We start from the raw sequence: 23,967 nt of genomic DNA on the forward strand, positions 1-23,967 counted from the left end.
AACGGCTCTGCGGGTCGAAAACGGATAGTTGAAAACTGGGTCGCGGCGTCCCGAGCGGATGGCTCAGTCGTCGACGATGCTCGGACTGTCCCAGTACTCGTGGGTGTCGTCGGCGCGGAAGCACCGCGCGGCGTGGCCGTCCTCGTCTTCGAACGCGCCCGGGTCGTTGGTCTCACAGACCTCACGCGCCTTCGGACAGCGCGGATGGAAGTGACAGCCGCTCGGTCGGTTCGTCGGATCGGGGATGTCGATCTTCCGAATCGGGAGGTCGTCGTCGCCTTCTCCCTCGTAGAGGTTCGGCGTCGCCCACTTCAGCGCCTGCGTGTAGGGGTGTTGGGGATTGCCGATGACCTGCTCTATCGGTCCGACTTCGACGATGCGGCCGAGGTACATGACGGCGATGCGGCCGCCGGACTTCTCGGCGATGTACCGGGCGTTCGAGAGGTCGTGGCTGATGAAGACGTAGGAGGTGTTGAACAGGTCCTGCAGTTCGAGCATCAGGTCCATCATCTCCACCCGGAGGCTCACGTCGAGGGCGCTGATGGCCTCGTCGGCGAGGATAACGTCCGGGTTCAAGAGCAGCGACCGAACGAGTACGACGCGCTGTTTCTCGCCGCCCGAGAGCTGGTGGGGGAACCGCTCGACGAAGTCCTCGGCGGGCGTGAGCCCGACGCGTTCGAGGAGCGCGTAGACGCGCTTTCTGCGCTCTTCCTCGCCGAGGTTCGGATTCCACTTCTTCAGCGGGAGCATCAGCGAGGTGAGGATGCGCTGGTTCGGGTTCAGCGCGCTGCCGGGGTCCTGGTGGATAATCTGGAGGGACCGCCGAATCTCCGAGAACGGGATGTCCGGGTTGCGGCTGTTCTTGGCCTCCCAGATGTCCTGTCCGCGGTAGGTAATCGAGCCGTGGGTCGGCTCCTGCGCGCCGATGATGGCCTTTCCGAGCGTCGACTTGCCGCAGCCGGACTCTCCGATGAGCGTGACCACGTCGTTCTCGCCGATGTCGAGCGAGATGCCGTCGACGGCGCGGACCGTCTGCCGCTCGCCGAACAGGCCGAGGAAGCCGCCGCTATCGGTGAAGTGGACCGACACGTCGTCCACCGAGAGGATGGAGTTATCGACGCTCATTCGCCCTCACCGCCCTCTTCGGCCGCTTCCATCGCGGGAATCGGAATTTCGTCGGACACGTCGTCGTGGTAGAAACACGCGGTTCGGTGGCCGTTGCCGCGGTCCGCCATCGGCGGTTCCGCCTCCGCGCAGGACTCGTCGGCCATCGGGCACCGCGGCCGGTACGAACAGCCCGGGATGTTAGTCACCGGGTCGGGCTTCGAGCCCGAAATCGACTGCATCTCCTCGATGGGGGCGTTCAAGTCCGGCGTCGCGTTGAGGAGCGACCGGGTGTACGGGTGCGCCGCGTCGTAGAGAATCTCTTCGGTCGAGCCGACCTCGACGATGTCGAACGCGTACATCACGACGAGCCGGTCCGCGAGCTTAGTGAGAAGCGGCAGGTCGTGCGTGATGAAGATGATAGTCAGGTCGTACTCCTCTTTGAGGTCCTTGAGCAGCGAAACGATAGAGCGCTGCATCAGGAGGTCGAGCGCGGCGGTCGGCTCGTCCATCACGAGCACCTCCGGTTCGAGGATGAGCGCGAGCGCGACGAGCGCGCGCTGTTTCATCCCGCCGGACAGCTCGTAGGGGTACGAGTCGAGGACGCGGTCGGGGTCTAAGTAGAGGTCGCCCAGAATCTGGCGAGCGCGTTCGAGCCCAGCCTCAACGTCGCGGTTGTGGTCTTCGAGGGTCTCCTTGAAGTGGCCGCGGACCTTCTTGACGGGGTTGAACGAACTCATCGCGCCCTGGAACACCATGGCGACTTCGCCCCAGCGGAACTTCCGAAGCTCCTCTTCGTCGAGGTCGAGCACGGAAATCGGCTCGCCGCCGTCCGGCGGGTAGTAGGTGACCTCACCGGAGGTCTCGCCCGGGCTGACGACCGCGTTCATCAACGCGGAGGACGTCATCGACTTCCCGCTGCCGCTTTCGCCGACCATGCCGAGCGTCTCGTTGCGGTAGATGTCGAAGTCGACGTTGCGGACGACTCTCGATTCGCCTCGGTTGGTCCCGAAGGTGACCTCCAGGTCGCGGACTTCGAACACGACGTCTTGGTCCGGGTCCGAGTCGTTCTGATTCGACGTTCGCATTGTTTGATTGGTAGTCATCGTCTGGTAATAGGTGTTGGCACGGGGTCAGTCCCCGCCGGTCGCCTGCGATTGGTTGTTCTTCGAGGTGCCTTTCTTCTTCGAGGTTTTCGCGTGGCGTGCCCGGAGGCGGACGTTGAACAGGCTGTCGAGCCCTTGCGATAGCAGGACGAGCCCGAACGACAGCAGGAAGATACAGACCATGGGCGCGACCATCCACGGGAGCATATCCGGTCGGGTGAGCGCGTTGCCCTCGTACGCGAGGTTCATCATCACGCCCCAGTTGAACGTGGTGAAGGGCAGGATGCCGAGGAAGTACAGGCCCACGGACTCGAAGATGATGCGTCGAGAGGTGAGCGCCCCGTTAATCATCACGTACGGCATGAGCTGCGAGAGGATGTCCCGCCGGAGAATCGACGACAGCGGGATGCCCATGATTTCGGACGCCTCGACGTAGGACTCTTCGCGGATGCTCAGCACCTGCGAGCGGACGGTCCGCGCCAGTCCCGGCCAGTTGTCGATGCCGAGGAACACCCCGACGATGTAGGGGTTCTCGGGCTGGAAGATGGCCGTGATGACGATGATGAGCGGCAGGCCCGGAATCGTGATGACAACGTCGGTGACGGTCATCAGGAACGAGTCGATGCGCGTGCCGTGTTCGAAGCCGGCGACGACGCCCACGAGGGCGGCGAAGCCGACGCTCACGACCGCGCCCGCGAAGATCATCTTGAACATGCCCGGCGTCGCGTGGATGAGCTGGGCGTGAATCGGCTGGCCGAACACGTCGGTACCGAGCGGGTACGCGAGCGATTCGAACGGCGCGGCGAGAACAGGAGCGTCACCGCTTGTCGGCCGCTCGACGAGCCAGACGCCGACGCTTCCCATGAGGAGGAAGAACGCGAGAATCGCGCCGCCGACGAGCGCGCGCCAGTCGGCGACTGCGATGCGCGCGGGGGCGACGACGTTCATCTCGAGGAACCGCTTTGCGCGGTCGGCCCGCGATTCGGGGTCCGGGTCGATGTCCTCGTCGTAGAGGTCCTTCAGGTCGAACGAGTCGGAATGTGTTTCGCTCATAGTTACTCCTCACCCACCGAGATGCGCGGGTCGATGAGCGTGTACGTGAGGTCGGCGATGAAGATGGCGGTCAGCGAAATCGCCGTGAACACGAGGAGCGTGCCCATCAACAGCGGGTAGTCTTGCGTCTTGACCGCCTCGAACATCAGGAGACCCATGCCCGGGTACGCGAAGACCTCCTCGACGATGACGGCGCTGCTGAAGACGCCGGCGATGCCGATCATAAACTGCGTGTACATCGGGAGGATGGAGTTGTGCCCGAGGTACTGCGTGGCGATGCGGGTCTCGCGGAGCCCGCGGAGCTGCGCCACGCGGATGTAGTCCTCGCCGAGGACGCGAATCGCGTTGCCGCGCATGGCGAGCGCCCCGGAGGTCGCGAGCGCGCCCATCGAAATCGCCGGGAGCGCCGCGTGCTTCACGAGGCTAAGCATGAACTCGGGGTTGTACCCCGCCGCGATTCCCGAGCCGATTCGGCCGCCCGTCGGGAAGTAGTTGTTCTGGATGGCGAGGAAGTAGATGAGCACGACGCCGACGATGTAGTACGGAATCGAGTTGAGTCCGATGATGAGAGATGACACCGTGGAGTCGAACCGCGACTTCTCTCGGTAGGCCGTCATCACGCCGAGGAAGATACTCAGCGAGTAGCCCAGTGCGAGCGCGTAGACGCTGATGAACATCGACCACGGGATGCGCTGCATGATGAGCGTCGTGACCTTCTCGTTCTTGAAGAACGAAGTGCCCAGGTCCTGCCGGAGAATCACGTCAGACGCGTAGTTGAAGTACTGTACGTGCATCGGCTGGTCCGGATTCACGTTCGTGTAGAGCTGTATCATCCTGTTCAGTCGGTCGATGTCGACGCTCCCGCCGCTCTGCGAGAGAATCACGCTCCGCATCGCCTCCGTCGGACCACCCGGCATGGCTTGGTACAGCAGAAACGAGACCGTCATCGTGACGAGAAACGTCAGTATCGCTTGCCCGAGACGTTTCAACAAATACTTTGGTGTCATTATTAATAGTTTGGCTTCTAGCGTGAGAGGGCTTAATTGTGGTGGTTAAGCCCGTTGGGGGTGCCGTCTTACTCCGAGTTCGAGCTAATCCATCCGTTCTTGAACGAGAACTCGCCCGGCCGGTTGGTGTTGAGTTCGTAGTCGTCGCCCGTCGGCATGGAGAAGTCCTGCGTGTCGCCCCAGTAGCCGGAGTCTTCCTCGACGAAGACGAAGTCCGGAAGCGCGTAGTTGAACCACTGGACGAGGTCGCGGGTCCGCTCTTTGACCTGTTCTGCCGACTCGGAGTTCGGCAGGTCGTTCATGAGCTGTGCGGGCTGGATCTCCTTGCCGCTGCCCGAAACCTCGGTCGCGCCGACCTCGCTCGGGATGGTCGTCGTGAACGGCTTGCCCGTCGGGCCGGTCTCGTTCCCGCTGGACGGGTCGCCGACCTCGATGCCGTAGAAGTTGTTCGAGAAGTACGCCGTCGGGTGCCACAGCGCCTTCGCGACGTGCCATATCCAGAAGATGTCCGCCTCGTACGTTTGGAGGCGCTGGTAGTAGTCGGTCGAGCTGACCGTGCTAATCTTCGTCTGGATGCCGAACGCGTTGAGCTGGTCGTTGAAGACCTTCGTCGCCTGCACCTGGGTGTTGTTGTTCTGCGTGAGGACGGTGAACGTGAAGGACTCGCCGTCAGGGTCGACCCACGTCCCGTTCTCCTTGGTGTAGCCGGCGTCTTCGAGCAGCTGCGTCGCGGTTTCGAGGTCCTTGCCGACCGGGTAGTCGATGAGCTGGTCGACGAAGTCCGAGCCGAGGTACTCCTCGTGAATCGTCGAGCGCAGCGCCGTCTGGTTCTCGGCGGGCGCGCCGACGGTTCCGGCCTGCCGCATCGCGGCGACCATCGATTCGAAGTCCACCGCGTTGACGATGGCGCGTCGGACGGGAAGCCTCGCGATGTGCTCGTTCTTGAAGTTGAACGTGAACTTCTGGGTGCGGAACCAGTTGAGCCGGTAGACGTTCTCGATGTTGTCCGGGTACCGGGACTGCTGGGACTCCGACATGAGCACGTCGGGGTTCATGTCGAGTTGGTCGTTCACCGACAGCGACTCCACGTCGGAGGTCGTCTCGGGGATGATGCGGACGTTCGGGATGTCCGTGCGGCTCGCGTACGGGTGGTCTTCGAACTTCTCGAGGATGGTCTCCGAGGAGTTGAAGCCGGTGACGCGGTACAGCGCGTTGCCGAGTCCCTCGTCGATGAGCTGTTGGGTCGTGATGCTCATGTCGAGGAGGTCGCTCGTCACGCTCTCACGTTCGCTGTCACTCGATGCCTCCTCGTAGCGCGTGAGGTATTCGCGGTAGATCGACCGCGGGGTGTTGACGAACGTCTCGGCGACGTTCGCCTTCATGAGGTTGGGCGAGACGGCCGTCTTGAACGTCCGCTCGATGGTGTAGTCGTCCACCAGCGTGTTGCTCTCGATGGGCGACTGCTCGGGCGACTGCAGGCGGTCGATTTCGAGGCCGATGTAGTAGTCCTCGGCCGTCAGGTCGTCGCCGTTCCACCACTTGAACCCCTCGGGGAACGTCAGCGTGAGCGTCCGCCCGTCGACGGTCATGTCTTCGAGCAGGTCGGGTCGGACCGTCCCGTCGGCGTAGCCGCGCGCGACTTCCTCGAACAGTTGGTCCTGCAGGGTGTGCGCGTAGTTGCCGAGGCTGTAGCGGTTGAACTGCACGTCCGTCGCGGGTCGGCCCGCGGGGTAGTCGAGCGTGTCGTCGGCGAGGGTCGCCCCGCCCTCGGTGCTCGTTCCGCCGTCCGTGCCGCCTTCGGTGCTCTCCTCGGTCGTCGTCTGCCCTGAGCTATCGAAACAGCCTGCCAGACCCGCTGTGCCAGCGACTGCCCCGTATTTGATAAGGTCTCGTCTACTCCAGTTGGTTGAACGCTTTCCAGCCATGCGGTATCATCTATCATGATACTCCCGGTTAATATAGATACTGGATTTGTCCATACTGGCCGTGCCAGAGAAAATAACTATCATAGTTGTGATTCCTGACTTTCAGGGTTCGATGAACGTCCCTCACGCGCTTCTGGCCGTCCACAGGAGGAGTCCGAGCATCAGGACCGCCAACCCGCCGAACGTCGTCAGCTGGAGGTAGACGAGCGCGTGGGTCGTCGTTCCCGGTTCGATAGACGGGAGCGAGATGAGTAGCAGGACGATAGAGGCCAGCGAGATGACGAGGACGAACTTCATCCGGGTCTCGTAGTCGCGGAGCACGTCGGCGAGACTCGTTTCGGGCATGCCTACGTAGAGTACCGCGGTGTATTTCAGTATACTGCCCCGCCAGGTGACGAGTCGCGCGTCGCACGCGGGGGAGAGGAGCGCGGTCCGGTGGCGCGCACTCCCGCCACCCCCGCCCGCGCCGTCCGTTCCTGCGGTAGACTTAGATAAGACGAGACGAAATGCAGGTGCATGGACAGAGGATTAGTACTCATCGAGAACACTGACTTACACGCGGACCTCCTCCGGGAGGCCAGAGAACACGCGCTCGGCGCGGACGCCGACCTCGTCCTCCTCGTCACGCTCACCGAAGACGAGTTCGAGGAGACCCAGGAGGTCCTCGACACCATCGGCGACGTCGAGCACACGTCGTACACGGAACAGGACGCGTTCAAGGGCGCGATGAACGACGCCGAGGAAGTCGCCCGAGAGGTCTTCGGGGCCGACGACGAGGTGTCCTACGAAATCGTCCCGCGAATCGCTAGTGAGAAAGAGCGCGCCGAGACGGTCATCGAAGTCGCAGAAGAGGAGGGCGCAGACCACGTGTTCATCCTCGGTCGGAACCGCTCGCCGACCGGGAAGGCGCTGTTCGGCGACCTCGCGCAGTTCGTGATTCTCAACTTCGACGGCTACGTGACGCTTCACACCGAGTGAGCGTCGTCGAGGCGGCCTGACCCGTCACCTGTTTTTTCGGATTTATCGACCCGCGCAGTCGTTCGTCATCAGCCGTCGGCAGTCGTCTACGTCGGCCGTCAGCCGCCGAGTGCGACGGCCGCTTCAGCGCGTCTTGTCCACGACGTAGTCGAGCGTCACGTCGACGCCGGGGTCGGTGCGCCACTCGAAGACGAGGTCCCAACTCCCGGCCGAACCGTTCCACTCCACGTAGCTCTCCCACGCGTACGTCTCCGACGACCCCGTCGTCGCGGGCTTCGCGCGGACCGAGAGCGCCGACGCCTCGAAGTCCTCCGGTTCGTCGACGCTCCCCGGGATGGTCACGTCGGGGAACTCGCTGATTCCCTCGACGCGGGCCGCGGGCGACTCGCCCGCCGAGAGCGTCACCTCGCCGTCGGTGAAGCCGCCGCCGACGTTGTCCCGAACGACCGTCGTGTTCGAGAAAATCCCGATGTTCCGGGTCGTCCCGCCGCCCCGAACGTCGTTGTTGACGATGCGGTTGTGGTTGCACGCCGGGCCGGTTTCGAGGATGCCCCACGTCTGTTTCGGCTCGTCGCGGTCGTCGTAGACCCGGAGATTGCTGATGGAGATACCCTCCGCGGGAAGCTGTTCGCCGTCGTTCCGCGAGTCGATGCGGACGCCGTCGCCGTTCGTGTTCTTGACGACGCCGCCCTGCACGGTGAAGTCCCGGCAGTTCTGGATGAGAATACCCTGGTCCTCCGCGCCCTCGATGTTGACGTGGCCGATGGTGATGTCGTAACACTCGGAGACGCCGAAGACGCCCCGATTTCCGCCGCGGCTGACGACCTCGCCGACCGTCACGTCGTGCGCGCCGTTGGCGACGCGGAACGTCGCGTAGCCCGCGGGCCCGCCGGGTTCGAGGCCGACGACGCTGTTCACCGTCGCGTCGACGGTGTCATTGAGGAGGACGACGCAGCTCGCGGGGTCGTTGCCGACGACCTGCTCGATTTGGATGCGGTCGACGCCGTAGGTCTCGACGCCGTGGTGGCCGTTCCCTTCGATGTATATCTGTCCCATCTGGATGTCGGTCGACCGGGGCGCGTCGCCCCGCCCGTCGATACGGATGCCGTCGCTCGTCACGCCCGTGATGCGGATGTCGCCGAGTCGGACGTTCGAACAACTGGTGAGTCGGATACCCATCGCCGCGGGCCCGTCGACGACGAGGGATTCTACCTCGACGTGTTCCGCGCCGACGGCCCTGACGACCGGCGGCACCGACTCCCCGTCCGGAATCGAGAGCGTGGCCGGCGCGTCGAGGGTCGTGTAACTCGGGAGTTCGAGGTTGCCGTCCGCGCCAGTAATCTCGCCGGGCGAGGCGATGAGCACTTTCTCGTTCCACGTCCGCCCCTCGGTGAGGCTGTCGACGGCCGCCTGCGCGACCGGTACGACGCCGTCTCCCGACGCGACTTCGCCGTCCGCGCCGTCCGCGTGGAACGTCCCGTCGTCGTCCTTCCAGACGATGACGTCGGCGTCGCGCGCCGAGGTGTAGAGGTGGTCCACGTCGAGCGACGCGAGGTTATACAGGCCGTTCCCGTTCGCGTCGACGTCTCGATTCCACGGCTTTCCGTCGTTTCCGCGACCGTTCCCGTGACTCTCGTCGCCCTCGCGTTCGTCGTCGGACTGGGCGGCCGCGGTGCCGGACAGCGCCGCGACACCCGTGCCCCCGAGGAGCGCGAGTGCGGTTCGTCTGGTGAGCGAGGCTCGGTTCGAATCGCTGGCTGTGGGTGTGTCTTTCATACCCATGACTCTGTTTTTAACAAATACACATAAAGTTAATTGCAGAATCAGATTCGCTTGCGTCAGCGTCGACGCGTCGGCAGAAGAATCGAAAATGGGACAGACGGGACAGACAGCGGGACGTGGCTCGGACGTTCGGGACTACTCCGGCGGGCTATCCCACTCCTCGCCGTCGTCCTGCGGGTGGTACCCGATCTGCGAGCGGGCGTGTTCGAGGTCGTACCACCGGCGCTGGTTGTCGCTCACGCCGCTGAAGATGCCGAACTCGACGTTGTCGTCCTGCAGACAGCAGTCGATTTCGTGGGCGAAGTCGCGGCGGGATTGCCACATCGCCTTCATGCGCCCGACAGTCTCTTCGTACTCGGCGCTCCCGCGCTCGAACTCGCCGTTCTCGACGGCCTGCTCGGCGTCGCCGTAGGGGTGGTCGTACTCCGGCATCCGGACGCTGCACACCCGGAGGGCGTAGAACTGCTTGGGGTATTCGTAGTTCTCGACGTAGTATCGGCCCATGTCCTCGCCGTAGGCCTTCGACGCGCCGTAGAACGAGTCGGGGCGGACGGGGTCGTCGTGGCCGACGACGAGGCCGTGACCCGGCTCGTAAATCTCGGGGGAGAACTCGTCCTCGTAGCCGCCCATGACGTGGTTGGTCGAGAGGAAGACGAACGACTCGATTTCGTTCTCGCGGGCGACTTCGAGCGCGTTGTACATCCCGATGATGTTGGGCTCGAAGATGTCTTCCCACGTGCCGTCGGTGTAGGGGTACGCCGCCATGTGGATCATGGCGTCCTGTCCCTCCGCGGCGTCGTTGAGGGCGTCGTAGTCGGACACGTCGCCGACGACGGTGTCGTAGCCACCGTAGGGGTGGTCGTCGGGACGGTCGGAGCGGTTGAAGTACGTGAAGTCGTAGTCGTCGTCGTCGTGCAGGTGGTCTATGACTGCGGTGCCGCACCGGCCATAGACGCCGGTCATCAAGACGTCCATACGAATCTACTCTGACCAAATCGTAATAAATTGATGGGTGACCGCGAAATCCGACTTCGAGCCGGCGTCTCTCGCCCACCGGGAATCGACCCCCGACCGTTTCGATAGTTCACAACGCCTGACTGTTGACTCGCGGATGGACCACTCGCGGGCGCTCTCGCGCGCGAACATCGGATTCAGGGGTTGACGATGCCTTTATCACGGTTGACTCAGATTGACTGTACCATGCCACTCGCAGACGACCGTGTACGTAGTCGTCTCCGTGGCGTCGCCGTCGGCTTGCTCACGCCGTTCGACGACGACCTGGAGATCGAACACGACAAACTCGAAGCTAACGCGAAGTCGCTTTCCGGCGACGGTATCTCGTCGTTCCTCGCGGCCGCGAACATCAGCGAATACCACTCGCTGTCCCAACAGGAGCGCGTCGACGTGACGGAGACGAGCGTCGAAGCGCTCCCCGACAGCGCCTGCGTCCTCGCCGGCGTCGGCGGGTCGACGAAGGCCGCGACCGACCTGATGGAAGCCTACGACCGCATCGGCGTGGACGCGATGATGGTCATGCCGCCGGACCACACCTACGTCCACGAGCGCGGACTGCTCCGCTACTACGAGAAGCTCGATGCCGCGACCGACACGCCGCTCGTTCCCTACGTCCGCGGCTTCGACCCCTCGGTCTCCTTCCTCCGCGACCTCTCGCGCATCGAGGGCGTCGTCGGCGTCAAGTACGCCATCGAGGACCCGGTCAAACTCGGCTCCGCCGTCGCCGCCGCGGACGACGACGTGGTCTGGGTGGACGGCCTCGCGGAACCGTACGCCGTCTCGTTCTGGAACGAGGGTATCGAGGGATTCTCCGCGGGCGTCAGTAACTTCCGGCCGGAAATCGGCCTCGCGCTGTTCGAGGCACTCACCGAGGAGAACTGGGAGCACGCCCGCGAGATTCGCGACCTGACGCTTCCGTTCCAGGACTTCCGCGGCGAGACGGGCGAGGACAACGACCTCCCCGGCGCGATCAGCGTCTCCGCGGTGAAGAAAGGCCTCGAACTGGCCGGCCTGCACGGCGGGAACGTCCGCGAGCCGATTCGGTCGCTGTCGGCCGCCGACGAGCGCCGCGCCGAGGAACTGTACGAGGAACTCGACGACGGTATCGCCCGCGTCATCGACTGAACCGACGACTGCGACCGGAGCGCGAACCGACGGCTCCGACCGCACCGACACCGACTGACCACGCTCACCACACCTGTCTGACGCACCCGGCCGCATCGGTCGGACGCACCCCACCACCACTTTTCGTCGTCTCGCCGTCATCACTCCGCTGCCGAGCCGTTTTCACGGCTCACCGGTCCGTTTGTAACCACCGGCTCTCGACCCGTGACAACTGCGTTACTCCTCACTTCGGGCAGCCGAGCGGACAGTCCTCCGGAGACTGAGCGCCGCGCGGTCCGCGTCCCACCCAATTTTGTTCGCCACTAGCGAACGAACAATCGCCGAATTGTGCCTCATTGTTCACTCTCGATGGGTTCCCCGTTCCCTGCTTGCGAACGGGTCGTTTCGAGCCTCTAACTGCGTTGAATCGGGGGTGTAGCTGGTTTGCGGTTCTTTTTGGCTCGCCGCTCCGAACGGCGAACGCGCGAATTCGGCGCTATAGCCACTGATAAATTACAAACATATGTCTGTAATTTTCCCGCCTCGGGAACCCGACTGCCGGACGAGGGCTCGTCTCGCGCCGAATCTCGCCGCGCTCGCCGCCGCGTGTCGGTCGCTGGAGGTAGCGATAAGTAGGTGCGGCGTGTGCGAGACTCACACGGTATGCAGCACGACGATATCCAGCACGACGACATTCAGTTCCACAACGTCAGGGCGCTCCAACGGGTTCGGCCCCGCGAGGGACTTCGATTGCTCCGCGTTCCGGAGGCAGTCAGGAGCGGCCTGAACACCGGCGCGCAGACGCGGATGTCTCATCCGGCGGGGACCGAGATTCGGTTCGTCCCGGAGGAGACGGTCCGTATCACGCTCTCCTCCGAGGAGCGAAACAGCCTCGTTCGTCCGTTCTGGGGGGATTTTCAGGCGACAGGCGAGGAGTTCACGCTCGGGCCGGAACCGAAGACGGTCGAACTGTCTCCCCCGGAGTCGCTTTCCGACCTCGACCCCGAAGCGACCGGCGAGATGCGCTACGCGCCCGACGTGTGTCGACTCGTCTTCCCCGGCGACCACCGCGGCGGCCACATCTACTACCACGACGTCGAGGGCACGCGGCGGCCGCCGACCGCCGACGAGGTGCCGAGCCTCCGATACCTCGCGTACGGCACGTCGATTACCGAGGGCGAAGCCCCCTCTGCGGAGATGCTCACGTACGTCAATCAGACGGCGCGGCGACTCGGCGCGGACCCGATAAACCTCGGCTCCTGCGGGACCGCCTACTGCGACCCCGCGATGGCCGAGCACATCGCCGCCCGCGACGACTGGGACGTGGCGACGCTCTCGCTTTCGGTGAACATGGTCGGTCGGTTCTCGCCCGACGAGTTCCGCGACCGGGCCGCGGATATGGTCGAGACCGTCGCCGCGGCGAACCCGACGAAACCCGTCGCCTGCATCACGCTGTTCCCGCACGTGCGCGAATACAAACGGAACCACGAGGAAGCGACGCTCTCCGAGACGTTCCGCCAGCACCTTCGCGACGTGGTCGCCGAGTGCGGCTACGACAACGTCCACCTCGTGGAGGGTCCCGACCTCCTGCCGACCGCCAGCGGGATGACGACCGACCTCGTTCACCCCGGCGACGACGCGATGGTTCGCATCGGTGAGCGCCTCGCGCGCGAGCTCGAATCTCTCATGGACGATTGACCGGGATATGCGCGACTCAGACGCTCTCGTAGTCGAATTTTCCGAACGAAATCTCCGCGAGCGTAACACGGAAGGACCCCCCTGTTCGATGGGAGGGTATGACCGTCGCCGCAAATCTGGGCTACATGCTCGGGGTGCTCTGCCTCGGGGCGCTAGCGAAGCGTCTCGGCCTCCTCGACAGTAGCCGCCGCGACAAGCTCACGTTCTTCGCGTTCGCCTTCGCGCTCCCCGCGCTCGTGTTCACCTCGACGTACGACCAGCCGATTCGCGAGGTCATCGAGCCGACGCTCCTTCTGGGCTTCTGGCTCGTCCTCTTCACCATGCTCGCCGTCGGCTGGGTCGTCCACCGCCGGGTGTCGCCGGACTCGGTTCGGAGCGTCGCCATCGTCCAGTCGTACTACTCTAACCTCGGCTTCCTCGGCCTCCCGCTCGTCGCTTCGACGTTCGGCTCGCTGACGACGGCGAAGGCGAGCGTCATCCTCGGCGTCGGCGCGCTCACCCACGTCCCGCTCTCCATCACCGTTCTCGTCCTCGTCAACGGCGCTGACGTGTCGTTCAAAGAGGAGTTTATCGGCGTGCTCAAGACGCCGGTCATCCCGGCGCTCGTGTTGGGGCTCTCCTTTTCCGGGCTCGGTCTCGGCGTCCCCGGGGTTCTCGTGACGGGCCTCGACGCGCTCGCCTCGCTCGCGCTCCCCGTGGCGCTGCTCTCCATCGGCGCGTCGCTCACTGTCTCCGCCGAGTCGCTCGACCTCCGCACCGTCGGGGCCGTCGTCGGTAGCAAGGTCATCTTGATGCCGCTCGTCGCCTTCGCGGTGTTCTCGACGCTCGCGTCGAGTTGGACGACGGTCCAAGCCGGCGTGACGATGCTCGCGACGCCGACTGCCGTCTCGTCGTTCATCTACGCGAACGAACTCGGCGGCGACGCCGACCTCGCGTCGATAAACGTGTTCGCCACCACCGCCGTCTCGGTCGTGACGCTCTTCGTCGTCCTCCAGTTCCTTCTCTGAGGTGGCGGCTCGTGGGTAGCTCTTCCGAACGCCCGAATTCGATTCTCTCGCGCCTTGTGACGGTCACGAACGCGTGGCGGCCACCGCCGCCGGCATGAGAAGCTTACTTAGTGATGGGTGTGCATGGCTAGGTCGAATGTCGAGAACCTACGGTAACTTCATCGACGGCGAATGGACAGACTCCCAGTCGGGAGAGACGTTCGAAGTCACGAACCCCGCGGCGGCCGGCGAAGTCGTCAGCGTCCACCCGGCGTCCTCCGAAGCGGACGTCGAGGCGGCGCTCGACGCGGCCGTCGCCGCACAGGACGAGTGGGCGTCGACGCCCGGCCCGTCCCGCGGCGCGATTCTCCGCGAGGCCGGCAACAACCTCGAAGCGCGCAAGGAAGAGGCGACCGAGGTGCTCGTCCGCGAGGAGGGCAAGACGCGCTCCGAGGCGGGCGGCGAGGTACAGCGCGCCATCGACATCTTCCACTACTACGGCGCGAAGGCGCGGGACTTCGGCGGCACCGTCAAGTCCGCGAGCGCCCCCGGCAAGGACCTCTACACGAAGCACGAACCCCTCGGGACGGTCGCGCTCATCACGCCGTGGAACTACCCCATCGCCATCCCGGTCTGGAAGCTCGCCCCGGCGCTCGCGGCCGGTAACACCGTCGTCCTCAAGCCGGCGTCCGAAGCTCCGGGCGTCGTCTCCATCGTCCTCGAATGTCTCGACGACGCGGGACTCCCGGCCGGCGTGGCGAACACCATCACCGGCTCCGGCAGCGAGGTCGGCGGTCCGCTCATCGAGAGCGAGCGCATCGACGGCGTCTCGTTTACCGGCAGCACCGCCGTGGGGACGATGGTCGCCGAGACGGCCGCGGTCGACCTCAAGCGCGTCCAGTGTGAGATGGGCGGCAAGAACCCGACCGTCGTGATGCCCAGCGCGGACATCGAGGCGGCCGCCGAGACCGTCGGCGTCGGCGCGTTCGGCACGACCGGCCAGTCGTGTACGGCCACCTCGCGCGCCATCGTCCACGAGGACGTGTACGACGAGTTCGTCGCGGCCGTCTCCGACTACGCCGAGTCGCTCGTCGTCGGCGACGGACTCGACGACCCCGACATGGGCCCGCACGTCTCCGAGAACGAACTGTCCTCGACGCTCGAATACATCGACATCGGCTCCTCGGAGGGCGCGACGCTCGAAGCCGGTGGCAGCCGACTCTCCGGCGACGACTACGACGACGGCTACTTCGTCGAGCCGACCGTGTTCTCCGGCGTCGAAAACGACGCTCGTATCGCTCAAGAGGAGATTTTCGGTCCCGTCCTCGCGGTCGTCAAGGCCGACTCCTTCGAGGACGCGCTCGACCTCGCCAACGACGTTGACTACGGGCTGTCGGCCAGCATCGTCACGCAGGACCTCAGCGAGGGCAAGCGCTTCGTCAACGAGGTCGAAGCGGGCGTCGCGAAAATCAACGAGAAGACGACCGGTCTCGAACTCCACGTCCCCTTCGGCGGCTACAAGGACTCGTCCACTAACACGTACCGCGAGCAGGGCGACGCCGGCCTCGACTTCTTCTCGTCGGTGAAGACCATCTACGAGAACTACTGAGCCGCGGGCCCCCGCGCGCTCAGGAGAACTTCGTGTTCAGTTCGATGACGTTCGCGGCGCTTCGGACGTAGTCCGCGAGTTCGCCGTGCAGGCGGTCCTCGGTGAACCGGCTCGACGGGCCGGTGATGCTAATCGCGCCGAGGATTGTCTCGTCGTTCTTGACCGGCGCGGAGACGCAGCGCAGGCCGTTGATATTCTCCTCGTCGTCGATACCGTACCCCTGCTCGCGGATGGTTTCGAGTTCCTCGAACAGCTCCTCGGGCCCGGTGATGGTGTTCGCCGTCTTGGGTTCGTACTCCATCGCCGCCGCGATTTCCTCGATGCGCTCGGGTGGGAGGTACGCGAGAATCGTCTTGCCGAGCGACGTGGAGTACATCGGCTGTTGGGTTCCCACCCGCGACAGCGTCTCGACGGCGTGTTCGCCCTGCGCCTTGTGGAGGTACGAGACCATCCCGTACTCCTCGACGCCGAACTGGACGATTTCACCCGTCTCCTCGGCCAGCGAGTCGACCTCCTTTTGGACGATGTCGAAGTTGCCTATCTGGTCGCGGACGTGCGAGGCGACGTCGAGGAAGCGCAGACCGAGGCGGTAACCGTCGCCCTCTCGGACGATGACGCGCCGCTCTTCGAGCGTTCGGAGGTGGCTGTGGACCGTGCTCTTCGAGTGGCCGAGTTCGTCGGCGATTCGCGTCACCCCGATGCCAGCCTCCTCCTGGAGGAGGTCGATGATATTGAACGCTATCTGGACCGAGCGGATTGTTCGGCCGGGGCGTTTGTTCGGTTGGGGGCTCATGGTGTGACAGTCGAACCCGAGCCGTATATATTTGTTCCCGCCTGGGGAACGAGTCTGCTGCGACGAACGAGCGCTCCTCGGTTTCCGACCGGCTGACCGACTGGCGCGCACGGCCGCCGTCCGGTGGTGGCGCGATGCCATGGGATACATTTTTCATCCTCGCACGTATTCGTGTGGGTACTGTACCCATGCCAGCAGACGAGCTTACACCAGTCCAGCGCGCCGCGTCGTATCTCCGGTCGTTGGACATCGACGGTCAATCGTGGATTACCGGCGTCGCCATCAACGGCCTGCTCGCCGAGGGCGGAGACGAGTCGGTCGAGCGCGCGAAGCACTTCGTCGACACCGCGGTGGCGACCCAGAACGACGCCGGGCAGTTGAGCTACGGCCCGAGCTACCCGATTGAGGTTTTCAGCCACGGCCGCGAGTACGAGGCGAGCTGGGAGCTGACCGTCAAGAAGTGCATGAACACGAACAACAGCACCGCCATCGGTCACGGCGTCCTCGACTTCTACGACCGCACGGGCGAGGACCGCTACCTCGACGCGGCCGAGCGCGCCTACGAATCGCTTCTCTCCTTCGAGCGGACCGAAGACGGCGGCATCCCCCACCACGACCCCGAACTCGCGGGCATCAAGTCGCTGTGGATCGACTCCGTCTACATGATGTGCCCGTTCCTCGCGCGCTACGGCGCGGCCGCGGGCGACGACGACGCCTTCGACGAGGCGGTCGAGCAGATTCTGATTCACGCGGCGCACCTCCGCGACAGTCACACGGGCCTGTTCCGACACATCTGGGTCGAACAGCCGAACCACTACCCGCAGGGCGCGTTCTGGGCCCGAGGCAACGGCTGGGCCGCCGCCGCGTCGGCTGACGTGCTCGAACGGCTCCCCGAAGACCACCCGAAGCGCGACGACCTCCTCGACCTGTTCCGGTCGCACTGCGAGGCGCTCCTCCCGTTGCAGGACGGCAGCGGCTTCTGGCACAACCTCGTCGACGACCCCCACACGCCGCTGGAGTCGTCGGGGACGCTCATGTTCGCCTACGCCTTCGCCCGCGGCATCGACCTCGGCATCCTCGACGAGGAGACCTACCGCCAATCCGCCGAAGACGGGCTCGCGGCCGTCTCCCGCGTCGTCGGCGAAGAGGGCGCGGTCAACCGCGTCGCAGGGCCGCCGGGCGGTCCCGAAGCACCCCTGACGGACACGCCTTACGGGCAGGGCTGGTTCCTCATGGCCGCGGCCGCGCTCGACTGAACCTCTCGACCCCCGGTATCCTTCTCGGCGCTTTCGGAGCCGGCACCACAGTTATGCGCTCCGGCGAACATTGACGAACGAACGCGAGCGACAGAAGACACATGACCTACCACGCAGGCATCATCGGCACGGGCGGCATCGCAGGGATGGGCATCCTCGGCATGCACGACGAGGAGGCCATCGGCAGAGAGAAAATCGACGCGAGCCACGCGGGCGGGTACGCCGCGACCGACGACATCGAACTCGTCGCCGTCGCCGACGTGGACGAGTCGAAGCTGGACACCTTCGGCGAGGCGTGGGACATCCCCGCGGACCGCCGGTACGTCGGCCACGAGGCGATGCTCGAAGCCGAGGACCTCGACGCGGTGTCGGTCTGCACGCCGTCGTTCCTCCACCGCGACCACGTCGTCGACGCCGCGCGCTCCGTGGCCGACCCCTCGGTCATCTGGTGCGAGAAACCCATCGCGTCGTCCGTCAGCGACGCCGAGGAGATGGTCGCCGTCTGTGAGGAGACCGACACGGAACTCGTCATCAACCACTCCTTCCGGTTCACGGACAAGCTTCGCCGACTCCGCGACCTCGTCCGCGATGAGGGTATCCTCGGCGACGTGAAGTCCGTGAGCGCGCAGTACCGCATGGAACTCATGCGGAACTCCACGCACGTCCTCGACACGCTCGTCTACCTCCTCGACGCGCGGGCGTCGCGGGTGAGCGGCCACATCACCGGCGAGAACGAGGTGCTCGACGCGCTGGACGCCACGGAGTCGGTCGTCGACGCCGGCGGCGGCGGACACGTCGTCATGGACGACGGCACGTTCGTCACCGTGGACTGCACGATTCCGCGGGACATCTCCTCGATGACGCTGAGTTTCATCGGCACCGAGGGCAAACTCTACATGAACAACGACGACGGCGAGTGGCGCTACTGGTCGCTCGAAGACGGCGAACACGTCGAGCGACCGCTCCCCGGCATCGAGGGCGCGTGGACGTGGGAATCGGACTACAAGGGGTCGTTCGCCAACGCGGCGGCCCACGTGCAGGACCTCCTCGACGGGACGGCGGAGAACTACTCGCCCGGCGTCGCGGCGACCCGCTCGCTCGAAATCATCGTCGGGTTCTACCTCTCGCACTACACCGATTCGACGGTCGATATCCCGCTTCCGGGGCCGCTCCGGGAGGTCCCTATCACGTCGTGGTGAGCCGCGGTCGGTCGGTCAGTCGCTCACGCCGGACAGTCTTCCGGCATGGCCGGAAGAGCTTCTGGCACCGGGGATCGAGCTGAATCGGACGTATATCGAGGATAGAGGCCCAAATAGTGCAGTATCGGGTTTTCTATTGCTCTCTCCCGCAGTGGTCTTCTCGTCTGGCCGGTCGAATCTGTGCTCCAACATATATCCGTGACACTCCGCATAGAAATAATTCCAAATTACAATTCTATGGTAGTAATGATTAGGGGCGTGCAACCCGTTTGGACGGCAATCGCGTACATCGAGCCGTCGTACCACTCGGTTAGCGGGTGACGCTCCACGGTCGATTCGAGCCTCACCGGGTTTCCGCCAGTGGCGGATACGTATCCGGAAGGACCGGAGCGAACGGTTATTCCGGGAGACGGCCATTTGTGCGCCGCTACTCCGGGGTAAATTCGACTTTGGGGTAATTCGTCCAGTACTATTCTCGGTGAGAAATTCGTTGTGGATGGCGGGCGCTCCGCCATGGCCGGACAACTGTCTCCTTCGAGCGTCAGATCATCCGGTAGACTTCGTCCATCCAACTGTCGTCGGTCTCGACAGTGATGCCGCTCATGACCTCTGCCCAGTCGGCTTGCGCCTCGCTGTTGTCCATTACCTCTTGGATGGCCTCTGGGTCGTCGACCTCCATGAAGCCGAAGACGTGGCCGTCCTTCTCGAAGACGCTGTAGGTCTGTAGCCCGGCGTCGGAGTCCAGATAGGCGGATTCGAGCGCCTCGGGGACGTTCTCGTGTTTCGTTCGGTACTCCTCTCGCTTGCCGTCCTTTATCTCAAGGTGGAACGCGATTCGCGCCATACGACCCCCGATTCGACGGCACCCGTCTTAGCTCTTCGGCGGGTAAGATTTAGTACGGGGTCGCCCGTCATCGACTGTAATGATAGATACCCACACCCACGCGTGGGGAGCCGCGAGCCCGGAGCACCCGTGGACCAACGGCCCCATCTTGGACCTCGTGGACAGCTTCGACGTGCACACCGTCTACACCGCCGAGCGCCTGCTCGCCGACATGGACCGAAACGGCGTGGACGAGGCGGTCGTCGTGGGCTACCCTATCTGCGACTGGACGGACAACTGGTACACCCGACGGGTCGCCGCCGAGTACGACCGACTCCACGGCATCGTGATGCTCGACCCGTTCGCCGACGACGCCGTCGAGCGCCTCGACCGCTGCATGGAGACCGACGGCGTCCTCGGCTTCCGACTCGGCGCGGCCTGCCCGTACGACCGGATGTGGGAGACGTTCGACTCGAGCGTGACGTGGCTCCGAGAGAGCATCGAGGAGACCGCCTTTTGGGAGGCCGCGGTCGAACACGACGCCGCCGTCCAGATTCTCTGCGACCACGGCCAACTCGACCAGGCGCTCGAACTCGTCGAGGCGTATCCCGAACTCACTTACCTGTTCGACCACTTCGCTCACGCCGGTCCCGAGACGCCCACCGACGAGGGCACGTTCAGCCGGTTCGCCGACCTCGCGGAACACGACTCGGTCGCGGTGAAGGTCTCGGAAATCGTCCACATGTCGGACTCGGCGTTTCCCTACGCCGACATGCATGACCACGTCCGGTGGCTCCTCGACACCTTCGGGCGCGAGCGGGTCGTCTGGGGCTCGGACTACCCCAACGTCAGCGACGTTGCCAGCTACGCCGAGGCGTGTAACTGGCTCAAGCAGATCGACTCGCTGTCGGAGGCCGACCGGTCGTGGCTGACCGGGAAGTCGTTCCGGCGGCACGTCGACCTCGGGTGAGTGTCGTCGTCGCTCTGTCGCGTGTTTTCACCGTCTTTCCGGCGACTAGGTCCCCCGGCCTCTCGGATTGCACCGGTATATTTATTATAATGAATATATTGGTTTGTAATGGCACACCATGACAGGCAGTAGTTCATCGAACCGGCTCAGCAGGCGGCGCTATGTGACTGGGCTCGGAGCGGGTCTCACCGCGGCGCTGGCAGGTTGTATGGGTGGCGGAAACGACGGTGGCAACGGCGGAGGTGGCGGCGGTTCGGGCTCCCAGTCGCTCGACTTCTGGCTATTCGGCGGCATCCCTGCCGAACGGGAGTACATCAGTAACCACTACAGCGGTTACGGCGAACACGACGTCACCTACCAGCACCAAGAGTGGGGACAGAAGTACCAAATTATCGCGTCCGCGGCGGCCAACAACAACCTCCCGGACGTGATGGCCGGCCAGACGCAGCAGATTCCGGACTACGTCGGTGCGAGCGCCATCCAGCCGCTCGACCAAGAGCAGTTTGCCGACCAGTTGGAGGAGATAAACAGCCGGTTCATCCAGGCGAACGTCGACACGCAGATTTACGACAGCCTCGGCGACACCGAAGGGGAGCGGCAGTGGGGCCTCCCCGGCGGCTACGCCGACCTCGGTCCGTTCGTGGACATCCGAACCGACTACCTCGAACAGACGAGCTTCGACAGCCCGCCGCGCAACTGGGAGGAACTTATCCAACTCGGCGAGGAGATGCAGGAGCTAGACGAGGTGTCGGCGGCGATTACCGCTCCGGGGACCGACTTCGGCCTGACGACCGGGTATTTCATCGGCTTCGTCTACGCCAACGGCGGTCGGTACTTCGACCCCGAGACGCTGGAGGCGACGGTCGACCAACCCGGCTTTGTCGACGCCGTCAGGCTCTATCAGGACATCGCCGAGGCCGGGCTGTTCCCCGACTCGATGGCCGAGAACGACCACATCGGAGCTGGACGGCTCCTCCGCGAGGGCGAGTCCGGCATCTTCATCACGTACTCCCACGCCAACGCGGTCTACCAGACGACCGGCGCGCCGCAGGCGTGGCTCGACGGCGAGGGTCACACCGTCACCCGCGCGCCGCTGCCGGACAGCCCGTCGGGGAGCTTCGAACCCCGCGACCTGCTCCTGCAGAACGCGCAGGGGTTCATGCTCGGCAACGGCACCGACTCGGAGGCCGAACTGCAGGCCGCCTTCGACTTCACCGAGTGGTGGAACTCCGAAGAACAGCTCGCGCCGTGGACCTACGACGCGGAGAACGACGTGGGCATCCGCGGGCGCGTCCCGACGCTCGAAAGCGCCTTCGAGGACCCGAGTGACCTCTTCCGGAGCCAGTTCGGCGACCTCGTGACGCTGTACGAGAACGACGACCTGTTCACGCGCACCTCGCGGTTCCCGTCGTTCTCGGGCATCGCGTCGGTCCAGAGCATCATCAACACCGAGGTCATCCAGCCAGTCGTCCTCGGCAACGCGACGGCCGAAGAGGCCTGTAGCGCCGCCAACGAATCGGTTCAGGAAGTCATCGACGAGGAGCTGGCCTGACCATGCGACTCGAACCGTCGCTCGAACGACCGCGGGCCCGTGGTGGTGAGACGAGGCCATGAGCTACTCGAAGCAGGCGAGAGGGTCGTTCGAGAGCGTCTCCGAGCGGATTCCGGATGGGGTCAAGGTGTACCTCCCGGTCCTGCCGGTGACGGCGCTCGTCGGGCTGTTCATCCTCTACCCCATCGCGCAGGCAATCTACTCGAGCTTCTTCAACAAAGACCTGCTCGCGCCCAGTGAGGCCGAGTTCATCGGACTGGCGAACTACGCCGAAATCTGGTCGAGTCCGACCATCCATCAGGTCCTGTGGAACACGCTCGTGTGGGTCGTCGTCGGCAGCTCCGCCGCTATCGTCCTCGGCTTCCTGATGGGCTGGCTCCTCCACGAGAAGCTCCCGTACACGAGCGTCGCGAGCGCAATCGTGCTCATCCCGTGGGTCCTCCCGCGGGTCGTCGGCGCGTCCATCTGGCAGTTCATGTTCGGCGGGTCGCAGGGCATCATCAACGAACTACTCGTCCAACTCGGCGTCGTCGACGAGTACATCGTCATGCTCGGCTCGACGGAGCTCTCGCTGTGGCCGCCCATCATCGGGATGATTTGGCGGCTCGCACCGCTTTTCGCGCTGTTGACGCTCACGTCCTTGCAGGGTATCGACGAGCACCTCTACGAGGCCGCGCGGATGGACGGCGCGACGCCGTGGGAGCAGTTCCGGTTCATCACCATCCCGATGATGCGGTACAACCTCGCAATCGGGTTCCTCCTGATGCTCATCTACAACATCAGGAATTTCTCGATGATTTGGGTGATGACGAAGGGCGGCCCCGGCGTCTCCAGCAGTACGCTCCCGGTCATGATCTACCGGACGGCGTTCGTCGACTTCGACGTGGGGCTGGCGTCGGCGCTCTCGCTCATCCTGTTCGTCGTCCTGCTGGTGTTCTCGTACTACTACATCCAGGTGTACGACCAAGTGCGGGGTGACGTCTGATGGCGGCGCAAGACTCCGACCCGGCCGCCGAGTTCCGGCGGAACGAGTCGTGGCTGTTCGACACCACGGCGGGCACGTACGTCCGTAAGACGGCGGTCGCGCTACTCACGCTCGTCGTCTTCGCGTTCGTCCTCTTCCCGCTGTACTGGATGGTCGTGACGGCGTTCAAAACCACCGCGGAGATTCAACAGATTCCGCCGACGGTCTTCCCGAACCAGTTCTCGTTGGAGGGCTTCCGGCTCGTCGTCGAGTCGTCGATTCAGGCGGGCGGCTACACCTCGCTATTCGCCAACCTGTTCGGCTGGCAGGCGTCGTCGGCTATCGACATCGACATCCTGTCGCTCGTGCTGAACAGCCTGAAAGTCGCCGTCGGCGCGGGCGCAATCGCGCTCGTCCTCGGGACGGCCGCGTCGTACGTGCTCTCGCGCCGCGACTTCGTCGGGAAGAACGCGCTCATGAGTATCTTCCTCGCGTCGCTGATGTTCCCGGGAACTGCCATCATGGTCCCCGAGTGGGAACTCGTCTCGGCGCTCGGCCTGTTCAACACGCACCTCGTGTTGATCCTCATCTACGGCGCGATGACCGCGCCGTTCGTCGTCTGGCTGATGAAGGGCTTCTTCGACGACTTCCCGGACTCGATTATCGAGGCCTCCCGCATCGACCAGTGTAGCTCGATAGAGACGTTCTGGTACGTCATCGTGCCGATGGCGCGGAACTCGCTCATCGCGTCGTTCATCTTCGCGTTCCTCCTCGCGTGGAACGAGTTGGTGTTCGCGCTGACGCTCCTCGACAACTCGCGGTATACGGTTCCCCCGGGGCTCCTGACGTTCGTGCAGGGGTTCAACACCCAGTGGAACGTCGTTGCCGCGGCCTCGATTATCATCTCGCTTCCCGTCCTGCTCGGACTGGCCTACATCCAGCGCTACTTCGTGCAGGGACTCACCGGCGGCGCTATCAAGGGATAACACCCTTTCCGTCCGCCGTCTCTCGGTGCCGCACAACGCGGTCAATTTTCGACCTCAG

General features: G+C 64.4%; 21 protein-coding genes. 11 read left to right on the plus strand and 10 right to left on the minus strand.

Annotation, left to right across the window (positions count from 1 at the left end; translation table 11 throughout):
* Positions 1-63: 63 nt before the first annotated feature.
* The 6 genes from C5B91_RS16480 to C5B91_RS16505 all read right to left on the minus strand — a co-directional run bounded on the left by C5B91_RS16480 (position 64) and on the right by C5B91_RS16505 (position 6,540).
* Positions 64-1,125: an ABC transporter ATP-binding protein gene (locus tag C5B91_RS16480; RefSeq protein WP_008096957.1), complete on the minus strand. Its 1,062-nt coding sequence runs from the start codon at positions 1,123-1,125 to the stop codon at positions 64-66.
* The gene (locus C5B91_RS16485) at positions 1,122-2,192 is read right to left on the minus strand and encodes an ABC transporter ATP-binding protein (protein WP_008096956.1); all 1,071 of its coding nucleotides are present in this window, start codon (positions 2,190-2,192) and stop codon (positions 1,122-1,124) included. The genes C5B91_RS16480 and C5B91_RS16485 overlap by 4 nt, the downstream gene beginning before the upstream one ends.
* A gap of 45 nt (positions 2,193-2,237) precedes the next feature.
* Entirely contained in the window at positions 2,238-3,263 is a 1,026-nt protein-coding gene (locus C5B91_RS16490; protein ID WP_008096955.1) for an ABC transporter permease, read from the minus strand.
* 2 nt (positions 3,264-3,265) lie between these two features.
* Positions 3,266-4,270 carry an ABC transporter permease gene (locus C5B91_RS16495; protein ID WP_222114939.1) on the minus strand — a complete coding sequence of 335 codons (1,005 nt, stop codon included), beginning with the start codon at positions 4,268-4,270 and terminating at the stop codon, positions 3,266-3,268.
* Between the two features lie 68 nt (positions 4,271-4,338).
* Complete coding sequence (locus C5B91_RS16500; RefSeq protein ID WP_049968700.1) at positions 4,339-6,195, minus strand: ABC transporter substrate-binding protein; 1,857 nt, start codon at positions 6,193-6,195, stop codon at positions 4,339-4,341.
* Positions 6,196-6,318: 123 nt separating this feature from the next.
* Positions 6,319-6,540, minus strand: coding sequence for a hypothetical protein (locus tag C5B91_RS16505; protein WP_004041061.1), 222 nt, complete (start codon positions 6,538-6,540; stop codon positions 6,319-6,321).
* Between the two features lie 171 nt (positions 6,541-6,711).
* On the opposite strand from C5B91_RS16505, the gene C5B91_RS16510 reads away from it, so the two are divergent.
* The gene (locus C5B91_RS16510; protein WP_008096952.1) at positions 6,712-7,173 is read left to right on the plus strand and encodes a universal stress protein; all 462 of its coding nucleotides are present in this window, start codon (positions 6,712-6,714) and stop codon (positions 7,171-7,173) included.
* A gap of 123 nt (positions 7,174-7,296) precedes the next feature.
* Here C5B91_RS16510 and C5B91_RS16515 read toward each other — a convergent pair whose 3' ends face one another.
* Entirely contained in the window at positions 7,297-8,949 is a 1,653-nt protein-coding gene (locus C5B91_RS16515; protein ID WP_049913722.1) for a right-handed parallel beta-helix repeat-containing protein, read from the minus strand.
* 141 nt (positions 8,950-9,090) lie between these two features.
* Positions 9,091-9,930, minus strand: a complete 840-nt coding sequence (locus C5B91_RS16520) for an NAD(P)-dependent oxidoreductase (protein ID WP_004972056.1) — start codon at positions 9,928-9,930, stop codon at positions 9,091-9,093.
* A 225-nt stretch (positions 9,931-10,155) separates the two neighbouring features.
* On the opposite strand from C5B91_RS16520, the gene C5B91_RS16525 reads away from it, so the two are divergent.
* The 4 genes from C5B91_RS16525 to C5B91_RS16540 all read left to right on the plus strand — a co-directional run bounded on the left by C5B91_RS16525 (position 10,156) and on the right by C5B91_RS16540 (position 15,366).
* Complete coding sequence (locus C5B91_RS16525) at positions 10,156-11,094, plus strand: dihydrodipicolinate synthase family protein (protein WP_081909243.1); 939 nt, start codon at positions 10,156-10,158, stop codon at positions 11,092-11,094.
* Positions 11,095-11,736: 642 nt separating this feature from the next.
* Entirely contained in the window at positions 11,737-12,771 is a 1,035-nt protein-coding gene (locus C5B91_RS16530; protein WP_008096949.1) for an SGNH/GDSL hydrolase family protein, read from the plus strand.
* 98 nt (positions 12,772-12,869) lie between these two features.
* Positions 12,870-13,778 (plus strand): AEC family transporter, encoded by a 909-nt coding sequence (locus C5B91_RS16535; protein ID WP_115820050.1) that lies wholly within the window; start codon positions 12,870-12,872, stop codon positions 13,776-13,778.
* A gap of 136 nt (positions 13,779-13,914) precedes the next feature.
* On the plus strand, positions 13,915-15,366 hold the full coding sequence (locus C5B91_RS16540) for an aldehyde dehydrogenase family protein (RefSeq protein ID WP_008096947.1): 1,452 nt from the start codon (positions 13,915-13,917) through the stop codon (positions 15,364-15,366).
* A gap of 19 nt (positions 15,367-15,385) precedes the next feature.
* On the opposite strand, the gene C5B91_RS16545 is transcribed toward C5B91_RS16540, so the two are convergent.
* A complete protein-coding gene (locus C5B91_RS16545; protein WP_008096945.1) occupies positions 15,386-16,159 on the minus strand; it encodes an IclR family transcriptional regulator in 774 nt (257 codons plus the stop codon).
* 188 nt (positions 16,160-16,347) lie between these two features.
* Between C5B91_RS16545 and C5B91_RS16550 the strand changes: the two genes are divergently transcribed.
* Entirely contained in the window at positions 16,348-17,415 is a 1,068-nt protein-coding gene (locus tag C5B91_RS16550) for a glycoside hydrolase family 105 protein (protein WP_115820049.1), read from the plus strand.
* A gap of 101 nt (positions 17,416-17,516) precedes the next feature.
* The gene (locus C5B91_RS16555) at positions 17,517-18,614 is read left to right on the plus strand and encodes a Gfo/Idh/MocA family protein (protein ID WP_115820048.1); all 1,098 of its coding nucleotides are present in this window, start codon (positions 17,517-17,519) and stop codon (positions 18,612-18,614) included.
* A 541-nt stretch (positions 18,615-19,155) separates the two neighbouring features.
* On the opposite strand, the gene C5B91_RS16560 is transcribed toward C5B91_RS16555, so the two are convergent.
* Positions 19,156-19,458: an L-rhamnose mutarotase gene (locus C5B91_RS16560; protein WP_004041051.1), complete on the minus strand. Its 303-nt coding sequence runs from the start codon at positions 19,456-19,458 to the stop codon at positions 19,156-19,158.
* A gap of 79 nt (positions 19,459-19,537) precedes the next feature.
* On the opposite strand from C5B91_RS16560, the gene rhcC reads away from it, so the two are divergent.
* The 4 genes from rhcC to C5B91_RS16580 all read left to right on the plus strand — a co-directional run bounded on the left by rhcC (position 19,538) and on the right by C5B91_RS16580 (position 23,909).
* Entirely contained in the window at positions 19,538-20,407 is an 870-nt protein-coding gene (gene rhcC / locus C5B91_RS16565; RefSeq protein WP_115820047.1) for an L-rhamnono-1,4-lactonase, read from the plus strand.
* Positions 20,408-20,615: 208 nt separating this feature from the next.
* The gene (locus tag C5B91_RS16570; RefSeq protein WP_115820046.1) at positions 20,616-21,959 is read left to right on the plus strand and encodes an ABC transporter substrate-binding protein; all 1,344 of its coding nucleotides are present in this window, start codon (positions 20,616-20,618) and stop codon (positions 21,957-21,959) included.
* Positions 21,960-22,017: 58 nt separating this feature from the next.
* Positions 22,018-22,944: a carbohydrate ABC transporter permease gene (locus C5B91_RS16575; protein WP_115820045.1), complete on the plus strand. Its 927-nt coding sequence runs from the start codon at positions 22,018-22,020 to the stop codon at positions 22,942-22,944.
* A complete protein-coding gene (locus C5B91_RS16580) occupies positions 22,944-23,909 on the plus strand; it encodes a carbohydrate ABC transporter permease (RefSeq protein WP_115820044.1) in 966 nt (321 codons plus the stop codon). Before C5B91_RS16575 ends, C5B91_RS16580 begins: the two co-directional genes overlap by 1 nt.
* The last annotated feature ends 58 nt before the right edge of the window (positions 23,910-23,967 follow it).

This window comes from Haloferax sp. Atlit-10N, from assembly GCF_003586325.1.
In the GTDB taxonomy this organism is placed as follows: domain Archaea; phylum Halobacteriota; class Halobacteria; order Halobacteriales; family Haloferacaceae; genus Haloferax; species Haloferax prahovense.

Bases quoted from the DNA above. Each gene is read 5' to 3' on its own strand.
- C5B91_RS16505 (WP_004041061.1), bottom strand. From the start codon at position 6,540: ATGCCCGAAACGAGTCTCGCCGACGTGCTCCGCGACTACGAGACCCGG.
- rhcC (WP_115820047.1), top strand. From the start codon at position 19,538: ATGATAGATACCCACACCCACGCGTGGGGAGCCGCGAGCCCGGAGCAC.
- C5B91_RS16580 (WP_115820044.1), top strand. From the start codon at position 22,944: ATGGCGGCGCAAGACTCCGACCCGGCCGCCGAGTTCCGGCGGAACGAG.
- C5B91_RS16555 (WP_115820048.1), top strand. From the start codon at position 17,517: ATGACCTACCACGCAGGCATCATCGGCACGGGCGGCATCGCAGGGATG.
- C5B91_RS16510 (WP_008096952.1), top strand. From the start codon at position 6,712: ATGGACAGAGGATTAGTACTCATCGAGAACACTGACTTACACGCGGAC.
- C5B91_RS16530 (WP_008096949.1), top strand. From the start codon at position 11,737: ATGCAGCACGACGATATCCAGCACGACGACATTCAGTTCCACAACGTC.
- C5B91_RS16495 (WP_222114939.1), bottom strand. From the start codon at position 4,270: ATGACACCAAAGTATTTGTTGAAACGTCTCGGGCAAGCGATACTGACG.
- C5B91_RS16540 (WP_008096947.1), top strand. From the start codon at position 13,915: ATGTCGAGAACCTACGGTAACTTCATCGACGGCGAATGGACAGACTCC.
- C5B91_RS16545 (WP_008096945.1), bottom strand. From the start codon at position 16,159: ATGAGCCCCCAACCGAACAAACGCCCCGGCCGAACAATCCGCTCGGTC.
- C5B91_RS16490 (WP_008096955.1), bottom strand. From the start codon at position 3,263: ATGAGCGAAACACATTCCGACTCGTTCGACCTGAAGGACCTCTACGAC.
- C5B91_RS16550 (WP_115820049.1), top strand. From the start codon at position 16,348: ATGCCAGCAGACGAGCTTACACCAGTCCAGCGCGCCGCGTCGTATCTC.
- C5B91_RS16520 (WP_004972056.1), bottom strand. From the start codon at position 9,930: ATGGACGTCTTGATGACCGGCGTCTATGGCCGGTGCGGCACCGCAGTC.
- C5B91_RS16515 (WP_049913722.1), bottom strand. From the start codon at position 8,949: ATGAAAGACACACCCACAGCCAGCGATTCGAACCGAGCCTCGCTCACC.
- C5B91_RS16570 (WP_115820046.1), top strand. From the start codon at position 20,616: ATGGGTGGCGGAAACGACGGTGGCAACGGCGGAGGTGGCGGCGGTTCG.
- C5B91_RS16560 (WP_004041051.1), bottom strand. From the start codon at position 19,458: ATGGCGCGAATCGCGTTCCACCTTGAGATAAAGGACGGCAAGCGAGAG.
- C5B91_RS16525 (WP_081909243.1), top strand. From the start codon at position 10,156: ATGCCACTCGCAGACGACCGTGTACGTAGTCGTCTCCGTGGCGTCGCC.
- C5B91_RS16575 (WP_115820045.1), top strand. From the start codon at position 22,018: ATGAGCTACTCGAAGCAGGCGAGAGGGTCGTTCGAGAGCGTCTCCGAG.
- C5B91_RS16485 (WP_008096956.1), bottom strand. From the start codon at position 2,192: ATGCGAACGTCGAATCAGAACGACTCGGACCCGGACCAAGACGTCGTG.
- C5B91_RS16480 (WP_008096957.1), bottom strand. From the start codon at position 1,125: ATGAGCGTCGATAACTCCATCCTCTCGGTGGACGACGTGTCGGTCCAC.
- C5B91_RS16535 (WP_115820050.1), top strand. From the start codon at position 12,870: ATGACCGTCGCCGCAAATCTGGGCTACATGCTCGGGGTGCTCTGCCTC.
- C5B91_RS16500 (WP_049968700.1), bottom strand. From the start codon at position 6,195: ATGGCTGGAAAGCGTTCAACCAACTGGAGTAGACGAGACCTTATCAAA.